Below are 17,861 nucleotides of genomic sequence, written 5' to 3' on the forward strand. Positions count from 1 at the left end.
AAAAACTTGATATGTATGTCAAAATCAATTCAGTACCTCTAACATCGGGGCATCTTTTTAGGACTATCATTTGTTTTTGATCAATCATGCGTGTATTAGATAAGCTGTTTAACAAGAAAGATGTTCTTGGTGTCTTCGCTTATCAAAAACATATTTACGCCGCCATCAACCACCAATCCAAAACTAGTTTTGCAGTTAGCCGTAATGGCCTTGATTTTGTTTTCAAGACGCGAATTAAATCTGCAACCCTAAAGCAACAATGGCAAAAAATTCTCAAAAGAAGAATCGTTGAGTACCACCTTTTTAATCACCACCTTGCTCCTGGCAGTGAACGCCTCCATCATCTCAATATCGAAGGTGTTGTCCGCGAACCCGATCAAATTCTTGTTTTCTTTAACCACCAACCAAAGCCAGGACAACTCGAAACCGGAGTCATTGCCCTAGATCCCCAAAACATTGATAATTTACTTTGGCGGGGTACTGAGCCAGTCTGGCAAAGTCCCAAGTCTTGGCAGAATAAAAACATCACTCATCTCGGCCTAGTTAAAATAAAAAACAAGATCTTAAGTTACTGGAAAATCAAAGGACGTGGACTCGTTGCCGTCTCTCATCCTCACTTTCGCATTGATCAACAAATCTCTATCCAAAAAGCCTGGCTCATCCATAAGCACGAAAACAATCCTCTAATCAGCCCTAACCCGGACCACTCTTGGGAATCCTTTACTACTTTCAACCCCGCTGCCACGGTCCTAGCGGGCAACGTTCATCTTCTTTATCGTGCTCAAGGTCATGACTACCGCTCTGTCTTAGGTTATGCTCGTAGTCAAGACGGTATCAATATTGATCTGACTCTGGATCAACCAGCCTACCTTCCCCGCAAACCATTTGAAAAAAAGGATCCAGATCTACCCCCATCAACCAAATATTTTTCTGGTGGCGGTACTGAAGGATGTGAAGACCCTCGTATTACCCGCATCGGTAACCGTCTCTATATGACCTATGTCGCTTTCAATGGCGTAAACCCTCCCCGCATTGCTCTTACCTCCATTAAAATTACTGATTTCCTTAATCATCGCTGGCTTTGGGAAAAACCCATCCTCATCTCTCCCCCTGGAATCGTCGACAAAAGTGCTTGTATTCTGCCCAAAAAAATCAACAACAAATACGTCATCTTTCACCGCATCTTTCCCGACATCCTAATTGACTACGTTGACTCACTTGATTTCTCCCCTGGCCAGTATCTTCAAGGTCAATATCACATTAAACCACGAGGTCCAATGTGGTGGGATAGTCGTAAAATCGGGGTCGGCTCCCCCCCTCTTCTTACCAAAGACGGCTGGCTTCTTATCTATCAAACCGTTGATGATAAAAACGCCAACCACTATAAAATCGGTGCCATGATCCTTAAAGCCGACGAGCCCCATGTCGAACTTTACCGTAGCCGTTACCCGATCATGGAGCCAGACCAATGGTACGACAATCATGGTTTTAAAGCCGGAGTTGTTTACCCTTGTGGAGCCATTATTCGCAAAAACCAGTTATTCGTATATTATGGAGGAGCGGACAGTCATGTCTGCGTCGCCACTGCCAACCTTGACCAGTTTCTTGACCGCCTTAAACAAGGTCAAGCCACAAAATTAGAAAGCACCATTCTGGCAGTCTCAAGTAAATGAAAAGACTATCTCACAACCCCATCCTAGTTCCAGAGCACGACTGGGAAAAAAGGGGCGCCTTTAACCCCAGTGTTATCAAAACCTCCACCAAGTATCATCTTCTCTATCGCGCCGTTGACCGGGAAGGAATATCTAGAATTGCCGCCGCTGATAGTAAAGACGGTCTCTCTTGGAATCATAAACACATCCTAATTGAACCTAATCAAGACTTTGATCAATACGGCTGTGAAGATCCGCGAGTCACTTTTATAGATGATCAATACATCATCCTCTATACCGCCATCTCAATCTGGCCGCCAGAAGCCAAAGGGATTAAGTTAGCCATTGCCACTAGTAAAGATCTTAAGACCATTTCCTCCAAGAAACCTCTTACTCCCTTTAACGCTAAAGCAGCAGCCATTCTCCCTAAAAAAATTAACAACCAATACGTTATTGCTCTCACCGTAAATACCGACCATCCTCCTGCCAAAATCGCTCTTGCTTTCGCTGACCAAATATCCGATTTCTACTCTCCTGACTACTGGCACAAATGGTACTCCAATCTTGATCAGCATCAACTCAATTTAAACCGCCTCAACTCTGATCAGGTAGAACTGGGCGCCGCCCCTCTTGAAATCCCTCAGGGTTGGCTTTGGTTCTATTCCCATATCCAAAACTACTACCAACCTGACAAGCGTATTTTTGGTATTGAGGCAGTCATTACTAAGGCAGAAGATCCAACCAGCATCATATCCCGCACTACCAAGCCTCTGCTTACCCCTCAAGCCGAATATGAAATATCCGGAGAAGTCAAAAACGTCATCTTCCCCAGTGGCGCTATCACGCTCAACCAAGGCTGGCGCGTCTATTACGGTGCTGCCGACACTTTTTCAGCCGCCGCCGAAATCACCAAGTCCTCTCTCCAACACAGTCTCGAGCAAACCAACTTAAAAGAGGTCCTTAAACTCAACAAGTCTCCTCACAATCCCATTCTTACTCCGGACCCTAATCGTCCTTGGGAAGCCAAAGCTGTTTTTAATCCTGCCGTCGTTTATGAACAAGGCGTCTTTCATCTCATTTACCGAGCCCTCTCACCTGACATGGTCTCCACCCTAGGTTATGCCATGAGTCATGATGGCGTCCATTTTGAAACTCGCTCTACTGAACCAATCTATGTTCCTCGTATGAGCTATGAACAAAAACAAGTCGATGGTAACTACTCTGGCTGTGAAGACCCTCGCATTGTTAAGGTTGGTAACCGCTTCTATATGTTCTACACCGCCTATGACGGCCAGGGACCACCACGTGTTGCCATGAGCTGGATTAAGGTTGATGATTTTGTCAAACATAACTGGCTCTGGAGTCCGCCAACCCTAATCTCCCCTCCCGGAATCGACAACAAAAACACCTGCATCTTTCCTGAGAAAATTAATGGTAAATACCTAATGCTTCATCGCGTCGGTGGTCGCGACATTGCCATTGATTGGCTCATGGACTTAAATCACTTTGATGGACTAAACTGGCTTGAAAAAGAGGAATCAATCAGTCGTATCGAACACTCCTGGCAGGGAGAAAAAATCGGCATTGGTGCTCCTCCCATCAAAACTGACTCAGGCTGGCTCCTCATCTATCACGGAGTTTCTGATATCGACAGTCAATATCGTGCCGGTGCCATGCTACTCGATCTTGATGACCCAACTAAAGTCCTAGCTCGCACTCAATACCCCCTTCTTGAACCAACCGAAAGCTATGAGCAAAAAGGTCTGGTCAATAATGTCGTCTTCCCGTGTGGAGCCGCCGTCGCTCAAGGACAACTCTTTGTCTATTACGGCGCTGCCGATCAATCAATTGGTGTTGCCACCATCGAACTTAACAAGCTCCTTAGTTATCTTAAAGACTCTCAACAAACCGAATAAAACGCCTTTTCTCCTTCCTATCTATACAACCACACACAAACAACCAACAAAGTTACTGATACTAAGTAGCTCAGCATAAACACCCGTCTCTTCTCTTTCCACTCGTCATATTTCACCCGTTCAATAAACTTACCCGGAGTCCGTTTGACCACAAACGATTTGTAAAACTCAACCAATATCCGTTCCAATCCCGCCGCTCCCATAATCAAAATCAATAAACTGTTAGTTAAGCTCTGTAGTAACCAGAAACACCCCATGATCAGTAAAAAACTTCTCGGAAACTTCAACCAATTAAACCCCTCAATAGGTGCATCTTTCCATGCTCCCCCTACAGAAGCAAATACCGCCACTAACAAACCAACCGCCAACCACAATACCCCTTCAGTCTTAACCTGAGCTGCCCAATAACTTGCCCCAACCAGAAACAATATGGCCCCAACCCCCAAAGGCAACCTCCAACGATAGGGGACTACTCTTCCAAAATAATGAAAAGACTGAGGTATCTTGTATATCCCCTCTCGCTGCTTTCGCCTAAACAAACCCTTCCATATTTCATGGCTAATTCTTTCAAAAGCCATTGCCGCCAGCACCAGCACTATTACACTTGCCTCCATGCCAAACATCTCTACCATCCATCCAAGTAGCACAAAGAAACCCAAAGTACTCACCACTGATCTAAAAAAACTTTTCCATTCAAATCCCTCATAAGGCGTATCCTTATACGCTCCCCAAGAGGCAGTCATCAATCCTGCCAGTATTGCCATAGTCAACTCAAAAAACATATTCACATTCATATACCCATTCTCTCCCTACTAGCCTCGCAAGTAAACCTTTTGTTAACAGTCAACGTCAACTCAACAAAACTCATTTGTTGCCGGGCTAGGACTCGAACCTAGGTTAACGGGGCCAGAACCCGCCGTCCTACCACTAGACGACCCGGCAATAACCTTCATATTTTAACATTCTCGCCACGGCAATTATAGGTTATAATCATTCCACCTACTGGCTTGTACCTTAAAGGAGTGGTAGCGATGGTCCAAGTAGATAGCAATCGTCTCGGTGTTGCGATTCTCCACGCGCTAATCAGGCACTGCTTCTTAAATGAGGACGACTTGTTCCAGGTTGTCACTGAAGCAGAGGTATTAGAAAGCGAAACGGCAGTCTCTCGCGACGAATTTGACGAGGCCCTCAAACAGCTTGAAGACAACGATCTTATCGTCTTCGGCCAAGTCTACGCTGATTGTTGGTCGCGCAAGTTCTAAGCAAACTACCCGGTCTGGGATCACTGCCCTGACCGGGTTTTTATTGACATTCTCACCCTGCTCGTCATACACTCTTAACATACCCAAATAATTCCCGAATAAGCATCCATGAGCAAAGCTGAACCACTAGCCTCTCAAATCCGCCCCACCACCCTTGATGATTACATCGGCCAATCTCATCTCGTTGGCAAGGATAAACCTCTTCGTGTAGCCATAGAATCCCAACACCTTTTCTCTATGATTTTCTGGGGTCCTCCCGGCACTGGTAAAACCACTCTCGCCAAAATCTACGCCAAAGCTCTCAATGCCCACTTTCATGAACTCTCAGCCGTCTCTGCCGGTAAAGATGACGTCAGAAAAATCATTAAGCAATCCCAAGACGCACTCCAGCCTGGCATTCTTTTCCTTGATGAGATTCATCGCTTCAACAAAGCCCAGCAAGATTACCTCCTCCCGTATGTTGAGTCAGGTACCATCACCCTCATCGGTGCTACCACCGAAAATCCAAGCTTTGAGGTCATCTCCCCTCTCCTCTCTCGCTGCCGTATCTTTACTCTCAATGAGCTTACCGATCAAGAAATGCTCATCATCATCAACCGTTCTTTAAAAAAACTAACCACCACCGCCAGTCAAACCGCCAAAGACTGGCTTGTCCGCATGGCTAATGGCGACGCCCGCCAAGCCATCACCATGATTGACAACACCTACCAACTGTACCGCAAAATTACCCTCAAAAATCTCAAAAACACCCTCCAAAACCCCTACCTTCGTTTCGACAAAAAAGGTGAAGAACACTACAACACCATCTCCGCTTTTATCAAAAGCATGCGTGCTGGCGATGTCAACGCCACCCTCTACTATCTCGCTCGCATGGTCAATGCCGGCGAAGACCCCAAGTTTATAGCCAGAAGAATGGTCATCTTCGCCAGTGAAGACATTGGTTTAGCGGCCCCCACCGCCTTAGTTGTCGCCAATGAAGTTTTCAGAGCCGTTGAAACCATCGGCTACCCTGAATGTCAGATTAACCTCGCTCATGGTGCCGCCTACCTCGCCTCCTGTCGCAAAGACAAAAGCGCCTATCACGCCTACTTTAAGGCTCTAGACGACGTCAAAAATCTAGGCAATCTCCCCATTCCTTTAAACTTAAGAAACGCCCCTACCAAACTTATGAAAAACCTAGGCTACGGCCAAGGATATCAACCTTACACCAAAGCAAGCCTGCTTCCTGAGAAGATAAAAAACAAGCAATACTTCACTAGCTCCAAACCAGCCAAAAAAACTCCCTAACTTAAACTATTCTCCCTGTTCCATTTTTCTGCCTCTACAATAATCCTCCGCATCATTCTCACTGACTCAACAGGATACTTGCCGATTGCCGTCTCCTCCGACAACATAACCGCTGATGAGTGCTCAAAAATCGCATTAGCTACATCCGATACCTCTGCCCTAGTTGGTTCTGACTTTTCAACCATTGACAGCAACATCTCGGTTGCCGTAATCAAAAACTTTCCTGCTTCCAAAGTCTTTCTTGTAAACTCTTTCTGCAGTGGCGGCACTCGCTCTACAGGCACAGCCCTACCCAAATCACCTCTGGCCACCATAATCCCATCCGATACCGCCAAGATCTTCTCAAAGTTTTCTACTCCCAGTCTTGACTCAATTTTTGCAATCACTCTCACTTTCTTCATCCTCTCTCTAACCTCCACAATCTGTTCCTCTCTCTCTGCAAACGACACTGCTACCACCCCTATCCCCTTTGCCCGTGCATACTCTAAAGCTCCCAACTCCTTAATATCCCAAATAACCTCAACTCCTCCGCCAACCTCTTCCAGACTATCAAGTACCATCTCATATTGCCCCTCATCTCCATACGCTGTATTAATCCGCACATAATCAATTCCCGCTTCCACTAACTCCTTCACTAAACCAACCGAAGCTGGTCCAATCGTGGCAATTATCTTTGTTTCTATCTCTTCCATCTCCTCTATTCTACCTACTTTTCCTCTCTCTATCACCACCACCCACAAACTATTTTTATACGGTATACCAGCTCAATATTGACAAAGACCCATAATAATCGTAAAATTACCCCTATCGCACATTGAGTTGACCAAGGAGTCAAACGGTGAAAAAGTTTTTTCTCCCGCTCTTGCTAGTCGTCGTGCTGGCGATGCCTTTCGTACACGCCAGCCCCGCCCAAGCCACGGGGGCAGTCTGCCCTCCTGGCAACGTCAAATGGGAGACCGACGGTGGTTATGAGTACACCGACGGCAGCGCCACAGTAAGTGGCAACGCCGATCAGGTGACCGTCACCGCCACCGAAGGATATGAGGTCGTCGGGGTCTGCATCAAAATCGGGGGTCCCGGTGGTGGCGAAACGATATCGTTCACCTCAGCCGGAACATTCGGCCCGTTCGCCTACGGCATCTCGCATGTCGTGGTGACAACCAGGCCAGCGACGCCCCCTCCGCCTCCGCCTCCGCCCCCTCCGCCTCCGCCTCCGCCCCCTCCGCCTCCGCCCCCTCCGCCCCCTCCGCCCCCTCCGCCCCCTCCGCCCGGGGTGAACACCTTAACGGTGACCCCAACAGTGGACTGTGAGGGATGGAGCATCCTGATTCAAGCATCAGAGGGTGCGAGCATCTCCGGCAGCCCGGGCATCAGCGGCGACTGGTCCCAGGTCACATCCGTATCAGTCACGGTTACCGCAACCTGGACCGAAGGCGAACCGCTGACCATTCAATGGGCAGAGACTCTCTCTTTGCCCGAAGACTGTGGCGTCGTTCCTCCGCCCCCACCTCCTCCGCCCCAGGACACACCCACACCCGTACCCCCGCCCTGGAAGCCCGGAGCATATCAGTGCACCGTCATGACCGGCGTCACCGGAACGACCTACGAAATCTACTGGGTCGCGGGAGATGGCAGCATTGGAGGCCTCTCTCAACCGGCTCAAGGGCTCGGACCTAACGGCGAAGCGCAAGTCTTTTTCAGCAACAGCGGCAACTACATCGTAGTGGCCAATTCCGCTGTAATCGCGCGCTTCTCTATGCCCGGATGCGCCCCGATGGACGCTCCTCCTGCCACACCGGCGCCCCCTACCGGCACCGGCGGACCGTCAACACCCAGCTCGCTTGCTGGAGTCGGAGCCATCGGCTTCCTGGCGGTTCTCCTCGGCGGGGCACTCCTGTTCGTTATTCCCCGGCGCTTCGGCCAGGACAGCTAGTCAACTCTGCACCTCGTTAGGCACCAATCTTTACCAAAAGGTTGGTGCCTTTTTTTGTTTATTTCCATTGACTTATCCCCCAAAACATCCTATAATAATAACATCGCACATACACATAGGAGGACAAACAAATCATGGTTCGCCATTTCCTGTTCATTGTATTAACCCTCTCTCTCTTAACCTCTCCGGCGGTCTTTGCCGATGGTGGGGTAGGTGGTCCCAAACCAATCGACTTCTCCTCAAGGGGGCCTGTCACATTCGTATTTCCCTGCCCCTTGCGGGACAACCGAGAAGTCAGGATCACTCTCACCCCCATCACTGCGGAGAGTGTCCATTTTGATCCTGACAACCTTCAGGGTTACGAAGAGGTCATCCCCTTCGCAAACCCAAGCATCCGGGTCGACCTTTGGATGACTCACTCAGGCTGGTGGGACAACCAAGAGAATCCGGCCGACATTTTAAGGGAATGTGTTCAGGGTGGTGGTAACAACACTACCTGGACGCTATCACTCGAGAGTGACATGTGGGCGAATATCGACATGCTCGTGTCACGCCCTATAGAGGTCTCCCAAGGCGACCAGATTACCACCATGCAAATCGTCGCCGCCACAGTGGTAGGTCACGAATACTTAGAAGAATACTCTCAAGACGTTCGTGGCATCCCTGGTCTACTGGCCGAAATAGATCCACGCTTCGAGGATCTGCTCACGTTCCACTTCACCCCTGATCCGCAGGTGCAGGACTTTTTTTTGATCACCTGCTTATGGGGACCGTATGGCCAACCATGGCGTTCGTACAGCCAGACACACGGCTATTATGAATACGCTCGCCTTGTTCTTTGGCTTCGGGTCAATACTGACCCACAGGAAGGCTCTTTACCTTGAACCCAAGGTAAACCCTTCCTTTTTTTGTTTCCCTAAAACCTTACAACCGCAGAATCGATATAATCAGTGTATGCACAGTCTTCTAAGAAAGTTTTTTCGTCTCCCCACTTCCATTCTTTTCTTTCTCCTCTTTATTATCTTCGTCCTACTTCACAACTTCATATACACCTTAACCAGTGTTGAGGAAGCTCTTTTTTTCTCCCTTGCTCTCATCTCGGTTCTCATCTCACTCATATCTACTCTCAATCGCTTTCTTAACCTAATGACTTTTTTTCTATCTTCCCACCTATCCATATCACCCAAGAAATCATCCTCCCTCATTCAGTCTCTGCTTATTACTCACACCATCTTCTCCTGGTTTGCCATTATTCTCCTTCTCTTCGCCTACTCCTCCATCTGGCCACTCTTAAGCAATATCCCCTTTATTCCTCCTCCTTTCTACACTCTTGTTGCCTTCTTAATTTTCCCTCCCACTCTCTTTCAAACATTCATTCTTCTTAAACACAAACTCAGTAAAATCTCACTCAACCTAATCGCCTGGTCTGCTTTTGTTCCCGCTATCATCATTACAGCTGCCCTAACACTTACCAACTTTCCTCTTTACCCATCAGCCCATCTTGGCCTAAGCCTGTTAAGCCTCTCCTTCTTCATCCTTGGACTAACCTATCTCACCTTCTCCCACAAACTCAAGGCTTAACCTTGTATCCCAACTTAACTATCTCTTCCTTTATCTTCTTCTCACTCACTTTCCCTTTGTCATAAACCACGACTGTCTTACCCTTAGCATAACTTGTCCTTGCCTCCACTACTCCCGGCAACTCCTCCAATACTCCATCAATATTGACGCTACAACTAACACAATGCATATCATCAATCTCCATCTCCAGCCTCTCCCCATCCAACTGCTTCTTTTTAAATAAATTAAACATATCTACCAACAAACTTAATTAACTAAATTACCTTCATTACTCCTGTATACATCCCCATCGAACACGAGAAGGTAAACATTCCCTTTTCCGTCGGGGTGAATCTAACCACCCTTTCATCAACTGGATCCAGAAACTCATTAATCTTAAACTGCTTGAAGGTAAATGCTAGTGCACAAGAATATACCCCATCGCTTTTAATTGTCATCTCTACTGGTATTCCAGCTTTCACTGTAAACGATTTAGGGGAATATCCATTATTCTTTATCTCTACCGTCACCTTTTGTACCCCATCAACTACCTCCACCAAGTTATCGTCACCAATCTGACTCATTGGTGTCGTCACTAAGTAGGTAATTTTCTGCCAATTTATTGGAAAATTAATCACTGTCAACACTCCGTTAAGATAATACAAACTCATAAAAATCAAACCCACTGCCGCTATCTGCAAGAACCACTTGTTCCATCTTTCTGACAACTTTGCCGTTGCCACCCCCACAATCGCGAACAGCGGTGAAGTCCCCAATACAAACGAAAACATCACCAAAGCCCCCATAACTGGATTGCCTGTATTGATTGCCAACACCTCCATGGCTTGAGTCACGCCACAAGGAATAAAGATGGTCATTGCTCCTAATACCATCGGCGCAAACAACGCCTTACTTTTTGTCGTATTCCTAATCCATCTATTTACAAACCTCGGCGGCTGGATCAGTACATATCTAAATACTGGATGAACCTCAAACAGGTTCATCGCTGTTGCCAGCATAAACAACACCGTAAATATCTGGAAAGCCAGTCTTGCCTCAAGGCTTAAAGTAATCACTGATCCCAGAGCACCAAGTAAGAATCCAAATATCGTGTGCACCACCAATTTAGACAACAAAAACATCCCTGCTGGTAACCAATCAAGTGCATCAAGCTCCATTAATCCCTGCTTTGACTTACCTTGTCCTAGCTCCTCACCTTTTTGATTCGCAATCACACTTGCCAACAACCCTCCCTGCATCGCCAAACAAGAGATCCCTCCTGTTGTTAAACCAGTTAAGAAAATAATCCAATAGTTCATAGCCAAGACAAAGTCATAATCCTACAATTGTACCTTTTTTAATCGTAATGCATTACCTACTACTGAGACGCTTGAAAGTGCCATTGCCGCACTTGCTAACATTGGATTCAACACAACTCCCCAAATCGGGTAAAGCACGCCCATCGCCACTGGTATTAGTACCACGTTATACCCAAATGCCCAAAAAAGATTTTGCTTAATAACTTTCAAGGTCTCTCGGGAAAGTTTAATGGCACGGGGGATTGATTCTATATTGCTATTCATCAATACCACGCTCGCAGATTCCATTGCTATGTCTGTACCTGCTCCCATAGCAATACCTACATCTGCAGCCGCCAACGCGGGTGCGTCATTGATCCCATCACCCACCATCGCCACTAGCTTACCCTGACCATGCAACTCTGATTGCAGCTCTCTTACTTTTGCCGCCTTATCTTCAGGCCTCACCTCCGCCATCACCCGGTCTATTCCCACTTCCTCGGCAATTGATTTAGCCGTTCTTGGATTATCACCAGTCAACATGTACACCTCTACTCCCATCTCCATCATTTGTTTTACTGCATCTCTAGAGTCATCTTTAAGAGTATCCGCCACCGCAATCAGGCCAATCACTCTCCTATTAAGGGAGACTACCAAAACAGTCTTCCCCTGAGACTGAAATTCCTCAACACGACTCATTTCTTTTAAGCCAAATCGTTTTGCATAGACAGGACTTGATACCACCACCTCGTCTCCGTTAATTATGGCTCTCACTCCGACACCAGTCATTGCCTCAAATTTCTCCGGTTTGTCCAAACGCCATTTCTTCCTTTTTGCATACTTAACCACTGCCTGGCCGAGTGGATGTTCTGAGTGGCTTTCTACCCCCGCCGCCAACTCAACAATCCTTTTCTCCCTAGCTCTACTCAACGAAACGACTTCAGTCACCTCCACTTCTCCCTTTGTTAGAGTTCCTGTTTTGTCTAAAATAACGCTTCGCACCTTATTTAATTGCTCGAGTGCCGTTGCGTCCTTTATCAAAATCCCTTTCTCCGCCCCTTTTCCTGTTCCAACCATTACGGCTGTTGGCGTTGCCAGTCCTAAAGCACACGGACATGCGATTATTAACACCGTTACCGCCGCCACCATCGCTGGCACAAACGCCACTCCCGGATACAACACAAACCAAGCCACAAAGGTTGCCACTGACAGCATCATTACCACCGGCACGAAGTATCCAGAAACCACATCAGCCAATTTTTGGATTGGCGCTTTCGATCCCTGAGCCTGAGAGACCAGTTCTACAATTTGAGCCAACACCGTATCAGACCCCACCTTTGTCGCCCTAAAAAGAAAACTCCCCACCTTGTTTATTGTTGCTCCCACCACCTTGTCCCCCTTCTTCTTCTCCACCGGTAACGACTCGCCAGTAACCATTGACTCATCTACTGTGCTTTCACCCTCAATCACCACTCCGTCTACTGGAATCTTTTCTCCCGGCCTAACCAATAACACGTCGCCCACTACCACCTGATCAACAGCCACCTCAACAAACTCACGCCCCCTCTTTACCCGAGCCATCTTGGCTTGCAATCCCAGAAGTTTTTTAATCGCTTCCCCGGCCTGTCCCTTGGCCCTTGCCTCCAAATACTTCCCTAACATGATCAACACAATCACCACTGCCGCTACCTCAAAATACACATGAAGATCCAATCCTGCCTGGACAAAATAATCAGGAGCGATCGTCACCACCGCCGAGAACACATATGCCGCCAAGGTCCCTGTCGTGATCAGAGTGTCCATGTTGGCCAACCGATGTTTAAACGCTTTCCATGCCGAAATCATGTATTCGCCCCCAACCCAAAACTGTACCGGCGTTGCCAACACTAATCCGATCCAATTAGCCTCCCCCATCGACAAATTAGGCAACCAGCCAAACCAGTCCCTCATTGACAACATCATTAACAAGATAGAAATCACCCCACCAATCAATAACTTAATCTTTTTTTCTTCCAAAGCCGAGTCCTCTTTCTTTACCTCACCGTCCATTTTTATGTCATAGCCAATGCTTCTAGCCGCTTCCTGCACTCGAGTTAGGTCTACTTGACCCTCAAATTGTGCCTCCTCAGTTGCATAATTAACCCCAACCCTATTAACCCCTGGTATTTTCTTAAAAACCCGCTCCAAATTAGCCGCACACGATGCGCAGTGCATTCCCACAACCTTCACTCTTGTCTTGTTTTTTTCCATTCGTCCTCCCTCTGTTTCTATTATTTTTTAACCACTAATTTTCCCCGCACCATGCCCATCCCGCAAGTGAAGCTATAGGTCCCCACTTTTGTTGGGGTAAATCTAACAACAGTCCGCTTTCCCTCTGGTAATCTCGCCTTGACCTCCCTCTTTTCTTTTGTGGGCAACTTGTCAAATATCACCCACTCGGTACAATCTCCCTTGTCGCGGCGATCAAAAACCACCTCCACCAACTTATTTACTTTCACCTCGACAACGGCTGGGTCATACGCCCCTTCAACCAGTATCTCCACTTTTTGCCCTTCATCTTGCTCCTCCACCTTTACCCCTTTCTTAGGCCCAAAAAAATAATAGGCAATCGCAATAATAAGACCAACCCCCCCTCCTATTACCAACCAATCCACATTAGTCATGTTTACCTCTTTCTAACGGCCACGTTAACCAATTTATAAACTACATACACCACCCCAGCAACAAACAATCCGTCCAGCCAAAACCCTTGCACTCTCTCAGTTATGCCAAAAGCAATCGCGTAAATCAATCTTGTTGTCTCACTTTCTGCCATATCCATTCCCAAATTTCCATTTAAGGTCAACCAAATCATCAACACCCCGGTTGTCAAAAAAACCATAAACGCCACCAGGTCAGTTATCAGCACCAAATACTCCTTACTACCCAAGCGAATTACCCCCAGCCTCTTTCTCCATAGCGGACTTGCCAACAAGTTCTTTTTATCGATAAACAAGGAAGCAATGTATAACGGTGTCACCATACCCAACACGTACACAACCCCCACGAGTAACGACCAAATCACCCCCGGCGCCATACTCGACAATGTTAGCACCCCAACCAATACTGGTGCACAACAACTTGACGTTATGCCGGAAAACACACCCAAGATAAAGGTCGACCAGGCATCCACTCTCTGGCCTGAGCCACGGCGGCTGAACTTTGGCATTGGCAGTTTTATGCCAAAAAGTGACATCCAAGCCACCCCGATCATCACCATACCTCCAACGATATAGGTCCAGTCATGCATTCTAAAAAACAAACTACTCAACGCCTTAACCCCTAAGACCACTGGTAGCATCACCACCATGATTCCCAATGAGTAAATCAGAGTCATCAACAACACCTTTTTCTTTTCTCGAAAAACATTCCCGAGATAAGCGGGTAATAGGTAAGTCACACAACAAGGAGCAAACAACGCCACCATGCCTGCCACGAAAGCCGCTATCAACGAAATCTGTATCATCATTTTCTTTTCACTATCGCCGTAAACTCAGCGCTCAAATTTTTAAAATTCGGATTATCCGTCTCGATATATATTTGTCTAGTTAAATCTCCCAAATCAGAATCGTCTCCATGCACTGAAGGGACAAACACCACCTTAACTGGGACCTCTTCATATGCCCCTACTGTCACCTCCTCCATCGAGGGTATTGTGCAAGAACAAGAACCAGTCAACCTTGTTACCGTTAACTCAGTCGGAGTGTTATTTACCAACCTAAACTCCAACTCCGCCCCCTTGACGTAATCAACTTCCCCTAAATCAACTCTCTCAGGCTTTATCAGCACTCCTGCATGAGACTCTCGGTACGCCTGGACTCCCCCTACCAGATCAAACACCTTCCTATACCCCATCTCCACCAGCTTTTCTGCCGCGATCTTACTCATCGAGCCTGATCTACAATACACCAAAATAGGAACACCCTTGTCCTCTGGTAACTTGTTAACGTTCTCCGCCACTTGGTCATAGGGGATAAACGCATCCGTCCCCGCCAGATGCTGCTGCTCTGGAGTGTGTACATCTAAAATAAACACACCATCCCTCTCTAGCCACTCATCAGCGTCTTCAGCCTTAACCGCCACCACCTTTTCACGTCCTACCCTATCACTATCCTCTAATCCCTCACTAGCACCTCTTCCCATCAACCAGCCCACAGCTAACACCACCAAGACCAACAACCACACCAGCATCATTTTCTTTGATTGTTTCATCTTCTATGCCCCGCAACTACTTCCAGAAGACTTGCTTCCAGGGATATTGCCCATCTCTTGTTTAATCTGCTGGTAACCAGGGGCCGAGCTATACTTGGCCGACAGCACTTCAGCCGCATCCACATCCGCCCACAACTTATCCTCTTTCGTCTGAAAGTGGTATGCCAAATCGACATAAGTCTGCTCAAACCAGTACGAGTTAAACGCCAGTGCCGCCTCATAAATCTCTTCCTCCGAGAAACCCTGGTCAACCATTAACTCCACCAATCCTAAAATCGCCATCCCATGGTTGCAATCAGGAAAAGAAGTGGGATTCCCACAGCATGGCCGATAAATACCTCCACTAATCTTGGCCACCATCTCCTGCTCTTCATCACTCAAATCGATTATCCTCGCCGAACTATACAAATCAACCGCCTGCTTTGATCCCAAAGTCCAACCAGCGGTCGAAGCAAAATTCCCCAGATCTTTCCTGTATTCAGTCCCCATTATCCCTTTATCAAGAACATCGGAAGCCTGTACCAGCCCCAACGCCCACAAAGTATTCACCCAAAAATACGCATTGTTTTTATCAATCGTAATACCATCATCTTTATTTTCAGTCAGGTATCTCAACAACTCATCGTACTTTGGATCGCCATAATTCTCTTCATATTTCGCCAGATCAATTGCGCCAGTCTCTACTAATCTCTGGCCCACCTGTCCCCACTTAATAGGTACCGTATAGCCTTCTGTTGGCACCACCAACTCCGCCAGATTATCGTATGTCGGCTCAGGTAGTGGAGCTGGTGTTGGAGTAATCAAACCAATCCGAGTCAACAACCTACTTTCACCCTTTAATCGCACCTCAAACATATCGGCCCAGACTGTCAAGACCATCATCACTAACCCTGCAAACAGTAATACCCCAACAACCCCCGACCGATTTACTTTTGATTTATTTTTACTATCCATTTTTATCAACCTTAATTTTTAATTTTCAACTCACCTCACGACCATTGCCGTTAACATCCAACTCAGTTTTGGACTACTTACATCATTGGTCTCAATCGTCACAGTTCGAGAAATCGGCCCCACCCCATTTGGCCCATGAAACATCGGATCAAACTTAACCAATACATCAACCGTCTCCCCGGGATCAACCTCCAGTACATATTGAGATTTGTCGTGCATTCCAAACACTGGCGAGGTCTGTTCACCCTTAGCCATCTGCGCTGTCGTACACACACATGAAGTCTCCACATTAAATAGCTTCAACACTTCATCCCCCTCATTTTTAACCAGAAAAACCTTCTCCACTATCCCGCCATCAATTTTAATCTCCCCCCAGTCATAACTCTTCTCCTCCACTACTGCCACTGCGCCCTCACTCATCTCTACCTGGGCAGAATTCGCCATCGTGCTCGCCAACCATACCGACCCTCCAAACAACACCACTAACCCCACAATTATGGCCATTACTGTAGTCTTACTCATCATCATTTTTTTTCAAATTAATATATCGACTTGTGTCATGTCTAAATTTCTCCATACACCCCTCAGCACAGAAATAGTAGCTTTCCCCATTTTTCCTAACAGCATACCCAGCCGTTTTAGGTGATAGCCTCATGCCACACACCGGATCAATCACCACCGGCCACAAGTCCTGCATCTTAAAAGCCAGCTCGTCAGCAACCCTCTCACCCTTATGTTTCTTAATCAACACCTCTCTTAACAAATCACTCGCCTTCACAAAATTCTTTTCACTCAACCGATAAAACACTTCTTTACCCACCTTCTGGCTTTCCACCACCCCCGCCTCTCTCATCACCATCAGATGTTGAGATAGATTGGCTTGTGGCAATCCCAACATCTCCACTATCTCACTTACATTCAGACTTTGATGGCGCAGTAAATGCAGAATCTCCAGTCGCTTAGGATGAGCCAGTGCCTTTAATAACTCAGCTTGTAGTTCAAATACCTCCTGATACATATTCGCTTTTTCGAATATATACTACCACCACAACCTCTGTCAACCCTCTCCCTCAACCATTACTTACCTTTTTTTCTAGAAGAACTCCCCACCTTCCCACCCTCCATATCACCACTCCTCCACAAGTATCTAATCGCCATTACTAGCAAAGTGATTACCAAAACCAACAACAATAACTTGACTCCAATTACCAAAAATACAACCAACCCAATCCAGGGTATAAACTTACCAACCCAATTCAAAGCCTTGTCATTCACCTCTACCTCTCCACCCCACCTGTCCCAATCAAAAGCCATCGGCCACATTCTACCCATCATTCCTCCAATCGCTCCTCCCCAAACCACAGCCGGACTATCTTCATCGCATCCCAAATAGTTCCTACCCATCTGTAAGTGGACATTCCACCATCCCTCGCTCTCCTCGCCACCCATCATCCGATCCATCTCTTCATGTCTCTCTCCAGGATGCATTCGCTCCATCACTGCGTCTCCAAGTCTCACCATATCCTCATCACTTACTAACTCGCAATCAAGATCATCTACCGTCTCCACCTCATACTTATCCACCAACTCACCAATCACTACTTCCAGCTCTTCATGGCCACCAAACTCCTCATCCACCCCTTCACTCGCCATCATCCCCACCTGCGCCTCAACACTTGCAGCCGATCTGGCCAGTAAAAATACCAACCCAAATAATACTAAGCCCAACTTGATCTTCATAAGCCCAG

General features: G+C 47.0%; 18 protein-coding genes and 1 tRNA gene. 6 read left to right on the plus strand and 13 right to left on the minus strand.

Going from position 1 to position 17,861, the window contains the following annotated elements; genetic code table 11:
- Window positions 1-86 precede the first annotated feature (86 nt).
- Complete coding sequence (locus tag MICH65_RS01865; RefSeq protein WP_161931732.1) at window positions 87-1,673, plus strand: hypothetical protein; 1,587 nt, start codon at window positions 87-89, stop codon at window positions 1,671-1,673.
- Complete coding sequence (locus tag MICH65_RS01870; protein WP_161931733.1) at window positions 1,670-3,568, plus strand: hypothetical protein; 1,899 nt, start codon at window positions 1,670-1,672, stop codon at window positions 3,566-3,568. Before MICH65_RS01865 ends, MICH65_RS01870 begins: the two co-directional genes overlap by 4 nt.
- A gap of 17 nt (window positions 3,569-3,585) precedes the next feature.
- On the opposite strand, the gene MICH65_RS01875 is transcribed toward MICH65_RS01870, so the two are convergent.
- Entirely contained in the window at window positions 3,586-4,362 is a 777-nt protein-coding gene (locus tag MICH65_RS01875) for a hypothetical protein (protein WP_161931734.1), read from the minus strand.
- 77 nt (window positions 4,363-4,439) lie between these two features.
- Window positions 4,440-4,510 (minus strand) — tRNA-Gln (locus MICH65_RS01880).
- A gap of 65 nt (window positions 4,511-4,575) precedes the next feature.
- Here MICH65_RS01880 and MICH65_RS01885 point away from each other — a divergent pair.
- Both MICH65_RS01885 and MICH65_RS04420 read left to right on the plus strand, forming a co-directional pair.
- Window positions 4,576-4,830: a hypothetical protein gene (locus MICH65_RS01885; protein ID WP_161931735.1), complete on the plus strand. Its 255-nt coding sequence runs from the start codon at window positions 4,576-4,578 to the stop codon at window positions 4,828-4,830.
- Between the two features lie 108 nt (window positions 4,831-4,938).
- Window positions 4,939-6,117 (plus strand): replication-associated recombination protein A, encoded by a 1,179-nt coding sequence (locus MICH65_RS04420; RefSeq protein ID WP_161931736.1) that lies wholly within the window; start codon window positions 4,939-4,941, stop codon window positions 6,115-6,117.
- Here MICH65_RS04420 and MICH65_RS01895 read toward each other — a convergent pair.
- On the minus strand, window positions 6,114-6,809 hold the full coding sequence (locus MICH65_RS01895; RefSeq protein ID WP_161931737.1) for a pyruvate kinase: 696 nt from the start codon (window positions 6,807-6,809) through the stop codon (window positions 6,114-6,116). The genes MICH65_RS04420 and MICH65_RS01895 overlap by 4 nt on opposite strands.
- Before the next feature lie 1,375 nt (window positions 6,810-8,184).
- Here MICH65_RS01895 and MICH65_RS01905 point away from each other — a divergent pair.
- Window positions 8,185-8,934: a hypothetical protein gene (locus tag MICH65_RS01905; protein WP_161931738.1), complete on the plus strand. Its 750-nt coding sequence runs from the start codon at window positions 8,185-8,187 to the stop codon at window positions 8,932-8,934.
- A gap of 70 nt (window positions 8,935-9,004) precedes the next feature.
- The gene (locus MICH65_RS01910; RefSeq protein ID WP_161931739.1) at window positions 9,005-9,631 is read left to right on the plus strand and encodes a hypothetical protein; all 627 of its coding nucleotides are present in this window, start codon (window positions 9,005-9,007) and stop codon (window positions 9,629-9,631) included.
- Here MICH65_RS01910 and MICH65_RS01915 read toward each other — a convergent pair.
- From MICH65_RS01915 to MICH65_RS01960, 10 genes are read right to left on the minus strand one after another with little or no spacing between them, the layout of a single operon-like run.
- Window positions 9,621-9,863, minus strand: coding sequence for a cation transporter (locus tag MICH65_RS01915; RefSeq protein ID WP_161931740.1), 243 nt, complete (start codon window positions 9,861-9,863; stop codon window positions 9,621-9,623). The two genes, MICH65_RS01910 and MICH65_RS01915, sit on opposite strands and share 11 nt — an antisense overlap.
- 22 nt (window positions 9,864-9,885) lie before the next feature.
- Window positions 9,886-10,929, minus strand: coding sequence for a sulfite exporter TauE/SafE family protein (locus tag MICH65_RS01920; RefSeq protein WP_161931741.1), 1,044 nt, complete (start codon window positions 10,927-10,929; stop codon window positions 9,886-9,888).
- A gap of 21 nt (window positions 10,930-10,950) precedes the next feature.
- Window positions 10,951-13,158, minus strand: coding sequence for a heavy metal translocating P-type ATPase (locus tag MICH65_RS01925; RefSeq protein WP_161931742.1), 2,208 nt, complete (start codon window positions 13,156-13,158; stop codon window positions 10,951-10,953).
- A gap of 20 nt (window positions 13,159-13,178) precedes the next feature.
- On the minus strand, window positions 13,179-13,571 hold the full coding sequence (locus MICH65_RS01930; protein WP_161931743.1) for a cupredoxin domain-containing protein: 393 nt from the start codon (window positions 13,569-13,571) through the stop codon (window positions 13,179-13,181).
- Window positions 13,572-13,573: 2 nt separating this feature from the next.
- Entirely contained in the window at window positions 13,574-14,416 is an 843-nt protein-coding gene (locus MICH65_RS01935; protein WP_161931744.1) for a cytochrome c biogenesis CcdA family protein, read from the minus strand.
- Window positions 14,413-15,159, minus strand: coding sequence for a rhodanese-like domain-containing protein (locus tag MICH65_RS01940; RefSeq protein ID WP_161931745.1), 747 nt, complete (start codon window positions 15,157-15,159; stop codon window positions 14,413-14,415). The genes MICH65_RS01935 and MICH65_RS01940 overlap by 4 nt, the downstream gene beginning before the upstream one ends.
- 3 nt (window positions 15,160-15,162) lie before the next feature.
- Window positions 15,163-16,113 carry a hypothetical protein gene (locus tag MICH65_RS01945; protein ID WP_161931746.1) on the minus strand — a complete coding sequence of 317 codons (951 nt, stop codon included), beginning with the start codon at window positions 16,111-16,113 and terminating at the stop codon, window positions 15,163-15,165.
- A gap of 30 nt (window positions 16,114-16,143) precedes the next feature.
- Window positions 16,144-16,641 (minus strand): DUF1573 domain-containing protein, encoded by a 498-nt coding sequence (locus MICH65_RS01950; protein ID WP_161931747.1) that lies wholly within the window; start codon window positions 16,639-16,641, stop codon window positions 16,144-16,146.
- The gene (locus MICH65_RS01955; protein WP_161931748.1) at window positions 16,628-17,131 is read right to left on the minus strand and encodes a metalloregulator ArsR/SmtB family transcription factor; all 504 of its coding nucleotides are present in this window, start codon (window positions 17,129-17,131) and stop codon (window positions 16,628-16,630) included. Before MICH65_RS01955 ends, MICH65_RS01950 begins: the two co-directional genes overlap by 14 nt.
- A gap of 59 nt (window positions 17,132-17,190) precedes the next feature.
- On the minus strand, window positions 17,191-17,853 hold the full coding sequence (locus tag MICH65_RS01960) for a hypothetical protein (protein ID WP_161931749.1): 663 nt from the start codon (window positions 17,851-17,853) through the stop codon (window positions 17,191-17,193).
- Between the last annotated feature and the right edge of the window lie 8 nt (window positions 17,854-17,861).

This window comes from Candidatus Chazhemtobacterium aquaticus (assembly GCF_009936135.1).
GTDB classification, from domain to species: domain Bacteria; phylum Patescibacteriota; class Microgenomatia; order UBA1400; family Chazhemtobacteraceae; genus Chazhemtobacterium; species Chazhemtobacterium aquaticus.